Source organism: Klebsiella sp. HC6 (assembly GCF_022605325.1).
Taxonomy (GTDB): domain Bacteria; phylum Pseudomonadota; class Gammaproteobacteria; order Enterobacterales; family Enterobacteriaceae; genus Klebsiella; species Klebsiella terrigena.
This window is the reverse complement of the sequence record NZ_CP093276.1, coordinates 291,145-304,584: the sequence shown is the minus strand read 5'-3', so window position 1 is coordinate 304,584 and position 13,440 is coordinate 291,145. Positions and strand designations below refer to the sequence as shown.

General features: G+C 61.9%; 14 protein-coding genes. 6 read left to right on the top strand and 8 right to left on the bottom strand.

The window, feature by feature from the left end; translation table 11 throughout:
* The first annotated feature begins 1 nt into the window (after nucleotide 1).
* The 5 genes from MMW58_RS01375 to acpT are packed head-to-tail and all read left to right on the top strand — an operon-like array spanning nucleotide 2 to nucleotide 4,169.
* Nucleotides 2-1,171 (top strand): beta-ketoacyl-[acyl-carrier-protein] synthase family protein, encoded by a 1,170-nt coding sequence (locus MMW58_RS01375; RefSeq protein ID WP_241722653.1) that lies wholly within the window; start codon nucleotides 2-4, stop codon nucleotides 1,169-1,171.
* On the top strand, nucleotides 1,168-1,644 hold the full coding sequence (locus MMW58_RS01370) for a hotdog family protein (RefSeq protein WP_241722652.1): 477 nt from the start codon (nucleotides 1,168-1,170) through the stop codon (nucleotides 1,642-1,644). Before MMW58_RS01375 ends, MMW58_RS01370 begins: the two co-directional genes overlap by 4 nt.
* Nucleotides 1,641-2,372 carry a 3-ketoacyl-ACP reductase FabG2 gene (locus MMW58_RS01365; RefSeq protein WP_241722651.1) on the top strand — a complete coding sequence of 244 codons (732 nt, stop codon included), beginning with the start codon at nucleotides 1,641-1,643 and terminating at the stop codon, nucleotides 2,370-2,372. Before MMW58_RS01370 ends, MMW58_RS01365 begins: the two co-directional genes overlap by 4 nt.
* Nucleotides 2,369-3,598 (top strand): beta-ketoacyl-ACP synthase, encoded by a 1,230-nt coding sequence (locus tag MMW58_RS01360; protein WP_241722650.1) that lies wholly within the window; start codon nucleotides 2,369-2,371, stop codon nucleotides 3,596-3,598. The genes MMW58_RS01365 and MMW58_RS01360 overlap by 4 nt, the downstream gene beginning before the upstream one ends.
* Nucleotide 3,599: 1 nt before the next feature.
* Nucleotides 3,600-4,169, top strand: coding sequence for a 4'-phosphopantetheinyl transferase AcpT (gene acpT / locus MMW58_RS01355; RefSeq protein WP_241722649.1), 570 nt, complete (start codon nucleotides 3,600-3,602; stop codon nucleotides 4,167-4,169).
* A gap of 1 nt (nucleotide 4,170) precedes the next feature.
* On the opposite strand, the gene arnF is transcribed toward acpT, so the two are convergent.
* The 8 genes from arnF to MMW58_RS01315 all read right to left on the bottom strand — a co-directional run bounded on the left by arnF (nucleotide 4,171) and on the right by MMW58_RS01315 (nucleotide 12,445).
* The gene (gene arnF, locus MMW58_RS01350) at nucleotides 4,171-4,554 is read right to left on the bottom strand and encodes a 4-amino-4-deoxy-L-arabinose-phosphoundecaprenol flippase subunit ArnF (protein WP_159236546.1); all 384 of its coding nucleotides are present in this window, start codon (nucleotides 4,552-4,554) and stop codon (nucleotides 4,171-4,173) included.
* A complete protein-coding gene (arnE, locus tag MMW58_RS01345; protein ID WP_133600090.1) occupies nucleotides 4,554-4,892 on the bottom strand; it encodes a 4-amino-4-deoxy-L-arabinose-phosphoundecaprenol flippase subunit ArnE in 339 nt (112 codons plus the stop codon). Before arnE ends, arnF begins: the two co-directional genes overlap by 1 nt.
* Nucleotides 4,889-6,544, bottom strand: a complete 1,656-nt coding sequence (gene arnT, locus MMW58_RS01340) for a lipid IV(A) 4-amino-4-deoxy-L-arabinosyltransferase (protein WP_241722648.1) — start codon at nucleotides 6,542-6,544, stop codon at nucleotides 4,889-4,891. The genes arnE and arnT overlap by 4 nt, the downstream gene beginning before the upstream one ends.
* Nucleotides 6,541-7,443, bottom strand: coding sequence for a 4-deoxy-4-formamido-L-arabinose-phosphoundecaprenol deformylase (gene arnD / locus MMW58_RS01335; RefSeq protein WP_241722647.1), 903 nt, complete (start codon nucleotides 7,441-7,443; stop codon nucleotides 6,541-6,543). Before arnD ends, arnT begins: the two co-directional genes overlap by 4 nt.
* A complete protein-coding gene (arnA, locus tag MMW58_RS01330; protein ID WP_241722646.1) occupies nucleotides 7,440-9,425 on the bottom strand; it encodes a bifunctional UDP-4-amino-4-deoxy-L-arabinose formyltransferase/UDP-glucuronic acid oxidase ArnA in 1,986 nt (661 codons plus the stop codon). Before arnA ends, arnD begins: the two co-directional genes overlap by 4 nt.
* Nucleotides 9,422-10,405 carry an undecaprenyl-phosphate 4-deoxy-4-formamido-L-arabinose transferase gene (gene arnC / locus MMW58_RS01325; protein WP_241722645.1) on the bottom strand — a complete coding sequence of 328 codons (984 nt, stop codon included), beginning with the start codon at nucleotides 10,403-10,405 and terminating at the stop codon, nucleotides 9,422-9,424. Before arnC ends, arnA begins: the two co-directional genes overlap by 4 nt.
* 1 nt (nucleotide 10,406) lies before the next feature.
* Nucleotides 10,407-11,546 carry a UDP-4-amino-4-deoxy-L-arabinose aminotransferase gene (gene arnB / locus MMW58_RS01320; protein ID WP_159236550.1) on the bottom strand — a complete coding sequence of 380 codons (1,140 nt, stop codon included), beginning with the start codon at nucleotides 11,544-11,546 and terminating at the stop codon, nucleotides 10,407-10,409.
* Between the two features lie 395 nt (nucleotides 11,547-11,941).
* Complete coding sequence (locus MMW58_RS01315; RefSeq protein ID WP_095102878.1) at nucleotides 11,942-12,445, bottom strand: phenolic acid decarboxylase; 504 nt, start codon at nucleotides 12,443-12,445, stop codon at nucleotides 11,942-11,944.
* A 99-nt stretch (nucleotides 12,446-12,544) separates the two neighbouring features.
* Here MMW58_RS01315 and MMW58_RS01310 point away from each other — a divergent pair, with 99 nt between their 5' ends.
* Nucleotides 12,545-13,405, top strand: a complete 861-nt coding sequence (locus MMW58_RS01310) for a LysR family transcriptional regulator (protein WP_241722644.1) — start codon at nucleotides 12,545-12,547, stop codon at nucleotides 13,403-13,405.
* Nucleotides 13,406-13,440 lie beyond the last annotated feature (35 nt).

Below are 13,440 nucleotides of genomic sequence, written 5' to 3'. Positions count from 1 at the left end.
GATGATCTACATTTCCGCTGTCGGCATGATCAACGCGCTGGGCAACAGCCTCGACGAGATCGCCTGCAACCTGACGCGCGGTATCGCCCCCGGTATGCGCCCGCGCGCCGGCTGGCTGCAGGGACAACCGCAGGCGATACTCGGCGGCGTTGACGGCGAGCTGCCCGCCATCGACGACGCGTTTGCCGCCCACCGCTCGCGCAACAATCAGCTGCTGCTGGCGGCGCTGGCGCAGATTCAGCCGCAGGTGGACGACGCAATCACCCGCTACGGCCGCGATCGGGTGGCGGTGGTGCTCGGCACCAGCACCTCCGGGCTCGATGAGGGCGACAGGCACGTGGACTTAACCCTCAACGCGAAGGCGAGCGCGGCCTGGCACTACCCGCAGCAGGAGCTGGGCGATCCGTCGCGCTTTCTCAGCCGCTGGCTGGAGCTCGACGGCCCGGCCTTTACCCTCTCCACCGCCTGCTCCTCCAGCGCCCGCGCGATAATCAGCGGGCGGCGGCTGATCGAGGCCGGCCTCGCGGACGTGGCGATTGTCGGCGGCGCCGACTCCCTCAGCCGGATGCCGGTGAACGGCTTCCACAGCCTGGAGTCCCTCTCCCCGACGCTGTGCCAGCCCTTCGGCCGCGACCGGAGCGGAATTACCATCGGCGAAGGCGCGGCGCTGATGCTGCTGACCCGCGAGCCGCAGCCCATCGCCCTACTCGGGGTGGGCGAGTCCAGCGATGCGCACCATATTTCGGCTCCCCATCCGCAGGGTGAAGGGGCCATCCGCGCCATTCGCCAGGCGCTCGACGATGCCGGTATCGCCGCCGACGCGGTGGGCTACATCAACCTCCACGGTACCGCCACGCCGCTTAACGACCAGGTGGAATCGCAGGTGGTGAGCGCGCTGTTTGGCGAGCAGGTGCCGTGCAGCTCCACCAAGCATCTGACCGGCCATACGCTGGGCGCGGCGGGGATCACCGAGGCGGCAATCGCCATGCTGATCCTCCAGCGCAGCCTGCCGCTGCCCGCCCAGGATTTCAGCCTTTCGCCGCGCGACCCGGCGCTGCCCGCCTGCGGCATTATCGAGAAAGCGCAGCCGCTCGCCCGGCCGACGATCCTGTCCAACTCGTTCGCCTTTGGCGGCAATAACGCCAGCATTCTGCTCGGGAGAGTTTTATGAACCACTATTTATCGCCCGGCGACTACCTGCCGCACGACGCGCCGATGCTGCTGCTGGAAGAGGTGCTGGAGGTCACTGACGAAACCGCCGTTTGCCGCGTTGCCGTCACCGGCCGCGGCGTGCTGGCGCCGTTTCTTGACGCCGACGGCAACCTGCCCGGCTGGTTTGCGCTGGAGCTGATGGCGCAGACCGTCGGCGTCTGGTCAGGCTGGCATCGCCGCCGGCAGGGGCAAAGCACTATTGCGCTCGGCATGGTGCTCGGCGCCAGGGAGCTGATCTGCGCCGCGGGGGTGCTGCCCGCCGGCCGGACGCTGACCATCAGCGTTAGTCTGTTAATGCAGGACGCGCGTTTTGGCAGCTTTGAATGCGCCATCAGCGCCGGGGATGAGGCGCTGGCAACCGGCCGGGTGAATACCTTCCAGCCCACCGCCGAAGAGTTAACGACGCTTTTTAATCAGGGAGAGAAACCATGAGTCGTTCAGTATTAGTGACCGGTGCCAGCAAGGGCATCGGCCGCGCCATCGCCTGCCAGCTGGCGGCGGACGGTTTTACCGTCGGCGTTCATTACCATCGCGACGCCGAGGGCGCGCGGGAAACCCTCGAGACCCTGCAGGCCGCCGGCGGCGCCGGACGGGTGCTGAGCTTTGACGTCGCCAACCGCGAGCAGTGCCGCGAGGTGCTGGAGCAGGAGATCGCCGCCCACGGCCCGTGGTACGGCGTGGTAAGCAACGCCGGGATCGCCCGCGACGGCGCCTTCCCCGCGCTCAGCGACGACGACTGGGATTGCGTCATCCACACCAATCTCGACAGCTTTTACAACGTCATTCAGCCGTGCATTATGCCGATGATCGGCGCCCGTCAGGGCGGGCGGATTATTACCCTGTCATCCGTTTCCGGGGTGATGGGCAACCGCGGCCAGGTCAACTACAGCGCGGCGAAGGCGGGCATTATCGGCGCCACCAAGGCGCTGGCTATCGAGCTGGCGAAACGCAAAATCACCGTCAACTGCATTGCGCCGGGGCTGATTGATACCGGGATGATCGAGATGGAAGAGGCCGCGCAGAAAGAAGCGATGGCTCTGATCCCGATGAAGCGTATGGGCCAGGCGGATGAAGTGGCCGGGCTGGCCAGCTATTTAATGTCCGACATTGCGGGTTACGTCACCCGCCAGGTTATTTCCATCAATGGAGGTATGTTATGACACGTCGTGTCGTGATTACAGGGATGGGCGGCGTCACCGCCTTTGGGGAAAACTGGCAGGACGTTTCCGCCAGGCTGCTCGCTTACGAGAACGCCGTGCGCAAGATGCCGGAGTGGCAAATCTACGACGGCCTGCATACCCTGCTCGGCGCGCCGATCGACGATTTCACCCTGCCGGAGCACTATACCCGCAAGCGTATTCGCGCCATGGGCCGGGTATCGCTGATGTCCACCCGCGCCAGCGAGCTGGCGCTGGAGCAGGCCGGCCTGATCGGCGAGGCGGTGCTCACGAACGGCGAAACCGGTATTGCCTACGGCTCATCAACCGGCAGCACCGGCCCGGTGAGCGAGTTTGCCACCATGCTGACGGAAAAGCATACCAACAACATTACCGGCACCACCTACGTACAGATGATGCCGCACACCACCGCGGTCAACACCGGCCTCTTCTTCGGCCTGCGCGGGCGGGTTATTCCCACCTCCAGCGCCTGCACCTCCGGCAGCCAGGCTATCGGCTACGCCTGGGAAGCCATTCGCCACGGCTATCAAACGGTGATGGTGGCCGGCGGTGCCGAAGAGCTCTGCCCGTCCGAAGCGGCGATCTTTGATACCCTCTTCGCCACCAGCCAGCGCAACGATGAGCCGAAAACCACCCCGTCGCCGTTCGACGCGCGCCGCGATGGCCTGGTGATAGGCGAAGGCGCCGGTACGCTGATCCTCGAAGAGCTGGAGCACGCCAAAGCGCGCGGCGCGACGATCTACGGCGAAATCGTCGGTTTTGCCACCAACTGCGACGCCGCGCATATCACCCAGCCGCAGCAGGAAACGATGCAAATTTGCATGGCGCAGGCGCTCAGCATGGCCGGTTTACGCGCCGAAGATATCGGCTATATCTCGGCCCACGGTACGGCGACCGATCGCGGCGATATTGCCGAAAGCCGGGCCAGCGCCGCCCTCTTCGGCAGTCGCGTGCCGATCTCTTCGTTGAAAAGCTATTTTGGCCATACGCTGGGCGCCTGCGGGGCGCTGGAAGCCTGGATGAGCCTGCAGATGATGCGTGAAGGCTGGTTCGCCCCGACGCTCAACCTGCATCAGCCTGACCCCCAGTGCGGCGAGCTCGATTACATCATGGGTGAAGCGCGCAGGATTGACTGCGAGTATCTGCAGAGCAATAACTTCGCCTTTGGCGGCATCAACACCTCCATCATCATTAAACGTTGGTCTTAATATGTATCGGCTTTTGCTGGGGAAAATTTCGACCTTAAGCACGCGGGCGCTGCCGCCGGCGCTCTCCGCCCTCGCGCCGCAGGGCGCGCGCCGCGCCGGCTGGTTAGCCGGCCGCGCGCTGCTGTATCAGGCGGTGACGCCGCTGCCCGAGATTATCTACGCCGAACAGGGCAAGCCGGGGTTTGCTGACGGGACGCCGCTGTGGTTTAACCTCAGCCACAGCGGCGACGATATCGCGCTGCTGCTCAGCGACGAGGGGGAAGTCGGTTGCGATATCGAAGTCATTCGCCCGCGAGAAAACTGGCGTCGGATCGCCAATGCGGTATTTAGCTCTGGCGAGCATGCGCAGGTGGAGGCCGAACGGCCGGAGCAACAGCTGGCGGCGTTCTGGCGCATCTGGACGCGTAAAGAGGCGATCGTTAAGCAGCGTGGCGGCAGCGCCTGGCAGATCGCCAGCGTTGACAGCACCTTCCGCTCCCGGCTGTCGGTCAGCCAGCTCCAGCTTGGCGCCCTCAGCCTGGCGGTGTGCACGCCGACGCCGTTCGAGCTCAAGGTCGAACGGCTGGGCTAAGCTATCCTTTACGCTTCAGCGGCCAGAAGATGGTCAGCACGCCGGCGACGATAATCAGCACCCCCAGCAGCGAGCGCCAGCGGAAAGCCTCGTGCCAGCCGGGCAGCCAGATAGCGGCGGCCCACACCACAATGTAGCTCAGGCTCAGCAGGGCATAGGCTTTGGCGAGCGGCAGACGGTGCAGCGCAAAGTACCAGCACACCATTGACAGCAGGTAGCCGCCCAGCCCCAGCGCCAGGCCGAAGGTGCCGGCCCGGAGATGGACAAGATGGCCGATAAACGTGACCAGGTCGGTCAGCGGCGGCAGCTCGACCATCGCCCCGCGCAGCAGCAGCTGCGCGGCGCTGACCAGCCCGACGCTAAGCAGCGCCCAGATTAAGCCCATCAGACGCTACTCCCGAGAATCACGATACCCACGACAATCAAGCCGACCCCCACCCAGTGGCGGCGCGCCACCGGCTCGTGCCAGACGCCCCACGCCGCGAGGGTGACCCAGACGAAGTTGAGGCTCAGCATCGGGTAGGCAATGCTCACCGGGATCGCCTGCAGCACGCTCAGCCACAGCAGCATACCGCCGCCGAGCGCCAGCAGCGCCAGGCCCAGCCAGCCGAGAATATGCCGTCCGCGCCGTCCGGATTTGGACGGGCGGGTGGCCTGTTTCTGGCACAGCTGTCCGACGCAGCTCAGCAGGCTGGCGAGCGCCAGGCAGATCCAGATACTCATTGCGGCAGATACTGGATAAACACAACCCGCCCTAACTCATAGGAGCTATCGGGTTTTGGTAGCGGCAGATCGTTCATGCTCTCCCCTTTGTCCATCAGCAGAACCAGCGACACCGGCCCCTGCTGACGATGCGTTGCCAGCCAGCTGGCAAAGTCGCCCTCGCTGACGAAGCGGCCCTGCGCATCCGGCCAGTCGAGACCGTATTTTAGCTCACCCTGCTTATCGAACAGAATGATATCGCTGCGTCTGAGCTCCCACGACAGGCCGCCGGCAATACCGACGTTATTGGTCAGCACGTAGCGGCTTGGCGCCAGCGACTCGCCGACGATATCAATCATAAACTGCGGCTGCTTGCTATCAATCACCCGGTCAGGAATGGCGAAACCCACCAGCAGCGCCAGTCCCAGCGGACAGCAGGCGGCAAGCGGCCAGCGCCGGGCGCTGTCCTTCATCGTCAGCCAGCCCACCAGCGCCCAGGCCGCAAATATCAGGGCCGCCAGCAGGCACTTATACAGCTCAATCTGCGACCACACCGGCTTGTGCATAAAGCTCCACGGCGAGACCGCCAGCACCGCCAGCAGGCCAGCCAGGCCGAAGCCGATGTTGATCATGGCGTTGATGCGCAGCACCTTCGCCCCCGCTTTCGCCGCATTCAGCGCATAGCGGGCCATCAGGATCGCCAGCGGCCCAAAGCACGGCAGGATGTAGGTCGGCAGCTTGCCCTTGGCGATGCTAAAGAACAGCAGCGGCATCACCACCCAGCCCAGCAGATACAGCGCGCCGCGGGCGTCGTCGCGTTCGGTCCAGCCGCGCTTCAGCGCCCCGGGCAGCAGCGCCAGCCACGGCAGGCTTCCGGCAATCAGGAACGGAATGTAGTACCAGAACGGCGCCTTATGCTGGGCGTCTTTCTCGGCAAAGCGCTGAATATGCTCCACCCAGAAGAAGTAGCGCCAGAAGTCCGGCTCGCGCTGGGCAATAGCCAGCCCCCACGGCAGCACCACCAGCGCGCAGACAACCACCGACAGCCAGCCCCAGGTCAGCACTTCGCGCCAGCGCTTGCGCGCAATCACCCACGGCAGTACGCCCACCACCGGCACCGCCAGCGCGAGGAAGCCTTTGGTCATCACCCCCATCCCGCAGGCCACGCCCAGCAGGAGATAGCCGGCCATTTTGCCCTTCCGGGTCTGCGCCTGAGCGGCGCCCCAGAAGCTGCACATGGCGAGGGCCATCCACATGGCGATCATCGGGTCCAGCACCGCATAGGTACCGATACCGTAGACCAGCAGCGCGGTGAGGAACATCACGCCGGAGAGGATCGCCAGCCGCTTATCCCGCCAGATCCGCCACGCCAGCCAGGCAACCAGCAGCGCGGTCACGCTGATGGAGAAGACCGAGCCAAAGCGCACGCCGAAATTGTTGTGGCCAAACAGCCACTGCCCGATGCTGTTAATCCAGTAGCCGGCAATCGGTTTTTCAAAGTAGCGCAGCCCGAGGAAATGCGGCACCACCCAGTCGCCGGAGGCCAGCATTTCGCGGCTAATCTCCGCGTAGCGCGTCTCGTCAGGCTGCCAGAGCAGGCGGAAATTCAGCGGCAGTACGTAATACAGGGCAAACAGCGCCAGCAGGGAGATACCATAACGAATGCTTTTCATACGTCCTGACTCAATAATTGTTCACGCCCAAGCCAGCCTTCCCGGCCGGCCAGTTCACCGCGGACCACCTTGCCCACCGGCAGCTCGCTAAAATCAGCGGGCAGCAGCTGGCTCAGCGGGCAAAACTGAATCTCTTCCTGCGCCGCCATGGTCAGCAGCTCATCAAACTGCTGCGCAAACGCAATCCCTTCCACTTCGGCATGAATGGTATAGACCGGGACGCCCGGGTCGCGATGAATACAGTCCAGCAGATAGCGGTTAAAGCCGCCGGTATCCACCGCGCTGCCGACCACCTCATCCCAGGTGGGAAGCGTGACCGGGATCTGCACGGTGCCCAGCGTCTCGTTGCCGAGCTGCGGCCGGAAGGGGCGGCTGCCGCGGCAGTCGCTGTTGTAGAGAAAATCGAAGGACTCTTTGGCTTTGATAACCCGCTGGTCGGCGCGCCAGCCGGCGACGGCGGAGCAGGTCACCGGCTGGCCAATAATCCGCTCCAGCTCCAGCAGCCCGCGCTCAACCTCCATGGTCAGGCGCTCCTGCGGCCAGACGCCGCTCCACGCCTGCCAGCTGTAGTGATCCCAGGCGTGCAGGCCCACCTCATGGGCCTGCGCCGTCGCGCGCAGCACCTCTTCATTGCCCGCGCCGATGCGCCGTCCGGGCCAGGCGGTACCGGCCAGCAGGATATCCCAGCCGTACAGCGAGGCCGCCTTTGAGCGCAGCATCTTCCACAAAAACTTCGGTTTTATCAGGCGCCATAAATGGCGCCCCATATTGTCCGGCCCAACGCTAAAAAAGAAGCTTGCCTGAATCCCGTGCTGGGCCAGAAGGCTCAGCAGCCGCGGAACCCCGTCCCGCGTGCCGCGAAAGGTATCAACATCTATGCGTAAGCCGACCTGTTTCATGATCTCTTATCATCCGCCAGTTCAACGGTGCGCAGGAAGAAGTCGAGGGTATGCTCGACGGTCTCTTCCATCGGTACCGTCGGCGTCCAGCTCAGGCAGCGCTTCGCGTTGCGGATGCTCGGCTTACGGTGCTCGACGTCCTGATAACCTTTACCGTAGTAATCGCTGCTTTCGACATCGCGGAAGCCGGCGAACGGCGGGAAGTTGCCGCGCAGCGGATGGCGCTCGAAGCACTCCAGCAGCATCTCCGCCAGCTCTTTAATACTGGCTTCGTTGTCCGGGTTACCGATGTTGATAATCTGCCCGTCGCAGCGGCCGTCTTTGTTCTCGATAATGCGGAACAGCGCTTCAATACCGTCGCTGATATCGGTGAAGCAGCGCTTCTGCTTACCGCCTTCGATAAGCTTAATCGGCGAGCCCTCAACCAGGTTGAGGATCAGCTGGGTAATGGCTCGGGAGCTGCCGATACGCGCGGCGTTGAGGTTATCCAGACGCGGTCCCATCCAGTTAAACGGACGGAACAGGGTGAAGCGCAGCGCGGCTTTATCGCCGTAGGCCCAAATAACGCGGTCGAGCAGCTGCTTCGATACCGAATAAATCCAGCGCTGCTTGTTGATCGGCCCCACCACCAGGTTCGAGCTGTCTTCATCGAAGTTTTTATCGGTGCACATACCGTACACTTCAGAGGTCGACGGGAAGATAATGCGCTTATCGTACTTCACGCAGTCGCGGATAATCTTCAGGTTCTCTTCGAAATCCAGCTCGAACACGCGCAGCGGGTTACGGGTGTACTCAATCGGCGTGGCGATCGCCACCAGCGGCAGAACCACGTCGCATTTCTTAATGTGATACTCAATCCATTCGGAGTGAATGCTGATATCCCCTTCGACGAAGTGGAAGCGCGGATTCTCAAGGAAGCGGCTGATGGCATCGGAGCCGATATCCAGACCGTAGATTTCGTAATTATCGTCCTGCAGCAGGCGCTCGGTCAGATGGTTGCCGATAAACCCGTTAACGCCGAGGATCAGCACGCGGGTGCGGCGCTTAATCGCCACCACCGGTTTGCTGCTCAGCACGGCGCCAGAGACCAGGCCCAGGGCCTGCGCCAGCTGCGTGCCCTGAATATAGACGCCGCGATCGGTCTGGCCGGTGACGATTTCCAGCGCTCCGTCCTGGCAGGCCACCACCAGCGGCGTGGTGGAGATCACCGTCCCCGCCTTCGCTGCCGGCAGGTCGTGACGGACGCGAGATTTCCAGACGATAAATTTGCTGGCGCCGGTATAGCCAAACGCGCCCGGCCACGGATCGGATACGGCGCGGACCAGGTTATGCAGGGCCTGCGCGGGCTGCTCCCAGTCAAGACGGCCATCTTCCGGCGTACGGCGGCCGACGTAGGTCGCCTGGCTCTCATCCTGCGCGCGCGCGTCAATTTTGCCTTCACGGATCGCCGGCAGCGCCTGGCCCAGCAGCTCGGACGCCGCCGCGCACAGCCTGCGGTGCAGGGTCAGCGCCACGTCATCGGCCCCAATGGCCACCGACTGCTGGGCGACGATATCGCCGGCATCGGCGCGGCCAATCATGCGGTGCAGGGTAACGCCCGTTTTGCTCTCTCCGTTGACCAGCACCCAGTTCAGCGGCGCGCGGCCGCGATACTTCGGCAGCAGGGAGCCGTGCAGGTTAAAGGCACCGCGCGGCGCAAGATTGAGGAGCTCATCGCTCAGCAGGTTGCGGTAGTAGAAGGAGAACAGCACGTCCGGCTTTATTTCGCGGATACGTTCAATCCACAGCGGGTGATTCACATCTTCTGGCGCCCACACCGGGATACCCTGTTCCGCAGCGAGACGCGCCACCGAACCAAAGAAATGGTTTTCGCCGGGGTTATCCGGATGGGTGAAAATAGCGGCGATGTCATACCCGGCGTCCAGCAGGGACTGAATACCTGCGCAACCCATATCGTGATAAGCGAAGACTACGGCTTTCATGAACGATCTTCCTCTTGAGATGCCGTTTCCGGCTGACGAACAACACGTTGAATAAAGTAGCGGGGGCGGGCGCGAACATCGTTATAGATGCGGCCGATATACTCCCCGAGCAGGCCCATGCCGACAAACTGGGCGCCGATAAACATAAACAGCACGGCAAAGAGCACGAACACCCCTTCGGCCGCCCACTGCGGACCCAGTACCAGGCGCAGCACAATCAGCAGGATCGAGAAGGCAAAGCCCAGCAGGGCGATCACGCTGCCGAAAACGCTGAGCAGGCGCAGCGGCGTGGTGGTCAGGCAGGTCACCAGGTCGTACATCAGGTTAATCAGGCGCATAAAGCTGTATTTGGAATCACCGAACTCACGCTCGGCGTGCATCACCGGGATCTCCACCGCCCGGCGGGCAAAGGTATTCGCGAGGATCGGGATAAAGGTGCTGCGCTCGTGGCAGTTGAGCATCGCGTCGATGATATGGCGGCGATAGGCCCGCAGCATGCAGCCGTAATCGCCCATCGCTTTGCCGGTGGTGCGCTGGATCAGGCGGTTGATCATCTTCGACGCGGTTTTACGGAAGAAGGTATCCTGGCGGTTCTGACGCACGGTTCCGACCACGTCATAGCCCTCGTCCGCTTTCTCCACCAGCCGCGGGATCTCCTCCGGCGGGTTTTGCAGGTCGGCATCGAGGGTAATGATCAGATCGCCGGTGACGTGGCTAAAGCCCGCCATAATCGCCGAGTGCTGGCCGTAGTTGCGGTTCAGCAGCACCGCCACGACGTGGCTGCCTTCAGCTTCGGCCGCCGCCGTCAGCATGCGGGCGGAGTCATCGCTGCTGCCGTCGTCGACCAGCAGGATTTCATATTCACGCCCAAGGGTGGCGCAGGCGGTATCCGTGCGGCGAATGAGCTCTGGCAGGCTCTCCTGCTCGTTATAAACAGGGATAACCACCGAGACCTTCTTCACGGGAGGATAAGTAAACATATTAACGTCCTGACAGCTGGTGCAGAGCGGAGATAACGCGGGTGACGTCGTCATCGGTCATATCCGGGAACAGCGGGAGTGAACAAATGCGCGCGCTGTTCCATTCCGTGTTCGGCAATGACAGCGTCGGGAAGCGCTCGCGGTAATATTTTTGCGTATGCGCCGCGCGGAAATGCAGGCCGGTGCCGATCCCCATGGCTTTCAGCTGCTCCATTAAGGCATCGCGACTAATGCCGCAGAGGGCTTCATCGACGCGAATAATAAACAGGTGCCAGGCGTGCTGGTGCTCCCAGCCCGGCACCTGCAGCGGCGCGAACGGGGTATCCGCCAGCTCGCTCAGATAGCGGCGGGCAATGTCGGCGCGACGCCGGTTGGCGTGCGGCAGCTTATCCAGCTGCACCAGCGCCAGCGCGGCGTTGATATCGGCCAGGTTGTACTTGAAGCCCGGGGAGATCACCTCCGCCTGCGGAGCGCGGCCGAGGGTCTGGCGGTCGTAGGCATCAACGCCAAGGCCGTGGAATTTGAGGCTACGGATACGCGCAGCCAGCTCGTCGTCATCGGTGACGACCAGCCCGCCTTCGGCACAGGTCATATTTTTAATGGCGTGGAATGAGAAGATTGCGGTACCGCGGCTGCCGACGTGACGGCCCTTGTAGTAGGTCCCCGCCGCGTGGGCGGCATCTTCAATCACCGCGATGCCGTGACGCTCGCCGACGGCGCGAATCGCGTCGATATCCGCCGGCGCGCCGGCGTAATGCACGGGAACGATGGCCCTGGTGCGGGGGGTAATCGCCGCTTCAACCGCCTCAGCGGTAATCATCAGGTTATCGCGATCGACGTCGATCATCACCGGCGTCGCACCCAGCAGACAGATCATGTTCAGGGTCGAGACCCAGGTCTGCGAAGGGGTGATCACCTCATCGCCGGCGCCGATGCCCAGCGCCATCAGCGTGACGTGCATGCCGCCGGTCGCCGAGCTGACCGCCACCGCGTGACGGTTGCCGGTCAGCGTGCAGAAGGCCTCTTCCAGCGCCTGATTTTTCGGCCCGGTCGTGATCCAACCTGATTGCAAAACTTCACGCAGCGCGGCCAGCTCTGCGTCACCCATTGACGGGCGCGAAAACGGCAAAAATTCGCTCATCATTTTCCTGCTCTGTATATGGCCCGAACAAACTCAGGCCGGTAGAAAAAAATATCCTGCGCCAGCGGACTTAAACAAAATGAAAATGAAATTCTTTCAATGCCACATTTTCATTCCAGGGTATTTGACGTTATTTAATTTAGACGGGGTTGCTTAGGATAATATTAAGAAATTAATATAGTTGGCGATCGGCAATACAACCAGTTGTTTTATAAATAAGTTTATTAACTGTGATGGCGGTTTTAAGCGGGAAATTCGGCCCCTGACTCAGAACGGGCCAGGAGCACGGGGCGGTAAAGTAAACAAACATTAAACCGTTAAACAATAAATAAAATTTTACTCTATGATACTAAAGAGAGAAATCTTACATAGATCACAAAATTATTTCCGGAGTATTACAAGTTTGCAGGAAAATCTGCAGGTAATTGGTTAGCAGGACAATTAATAATAGCGTCATTATCGGCGCCGCAGTCGCGAACAAAGGTAATTGTCGCAAACTCGTCAATCACTTCCGTCGGATAGGCCGGGCCGGCGGCACGGTACGACTCCATCAGCGGAATATGCTCGTTCTGGAAGCAGACGGTTTTTTGCGGATCGTTGATAACCCAGCGCGGAAAGAAGATGGTGCCGTGAAATAGCCGGTCGCCGAGATTAACGATCAGGCTGACGTCGGTCCCGGTTGGTTCGGTCCACGAGATTTTATAGATGCTGGCCCCCACCCGTACGATAAAAGCCTGCTGATCTTTCACCCACCGGTTGCCGACGATCCCGCTATGGATACGGTAGTCCAGGGTGCGGCCGTTTTTGACGTAAATTTCGTAATTCCACCCGTTATCGTAGGTATAAACCAGATGTTTGCCGATAAAACCGCTCAAATCGTGTTTGTCGAAAGCGTTCATTGTGCTTGCTCCTCTGTTGTTGGAACCCAGCGTACTGCTTTAAAAAATGAATGAATAACGCTATGTTTTGATTGAATCCATCCACTTTTTAGATGAGTTATGCACAAGACAACGCTCGAACAATGGGCTCTGCTGGAGAAGGTTATCGCCCTGGGCAGCTTTGCCAGGGCCGCGGAGGAGACCCATCGCAGCCAGTCGTCGGTCAGCTACAACCTCGCCCTGCTGCAGGAGAGGCTGGGGGTAACGCTGCTGACGCCATCCGGGCGCCGCGCGGTATTAACGCCGGCGGGCGAGCTGCTGCTCGCCCAGGTTAAGCCGCTGCTGCAGGCTTTTTATTATGTTGAAAATCATGCTATTGCGCTGCGCAACGGCGCCCGCAGCAGGCTCGATCTGGTGGTCGACAGCATTTTTCCTCGCCAGCGGCTGTTTGCTATTCTGCGCCAGTTCCAGCAGCGCTACCCGCAAACCCAGGTCAGGCTGACGGAGGTGCTGGAAAACGTTGGCGACGAGAGCGCGGCGCGCGGCGAGGCTGACGTGATGGTGCTCACCCGCCGCCAGGACATTACCGGCCGCGGCGAGTGGCTGATGAACATCGATTTTATCGCCGTCGCCCACCGGGACCACCCGCTGGCCGCCCTCGACGGGCCGCTGGACGATAGCGCCCTCGCCCGCTGGCCGCTGGTGCAGATCGCCGATCGCCACAACGAGCGCCAGCCGGGCCGCGACGCGTGGACCTTCTCCACCATTGATGCCGCTATTGATGCCGTGCTGTATCAGGTCGGTTTCGGCTGGCTGCCCGAAGAGCGCATTCGCCAACGGCTCGCGCAGGGGGAGCTGAAGCCGCTGCCGCTGAGCCACGGCGCCCGACGCGCGACCCCGCTGCACCTGATCGTTAAGCGCGACGTCGCCCCCATTGATGAACAGCTCGCCACGCTGCTGGATCTCTTCAGGCGCCCCTGACGGCGCCGCTTATATATGATTTTCTTATACTATCG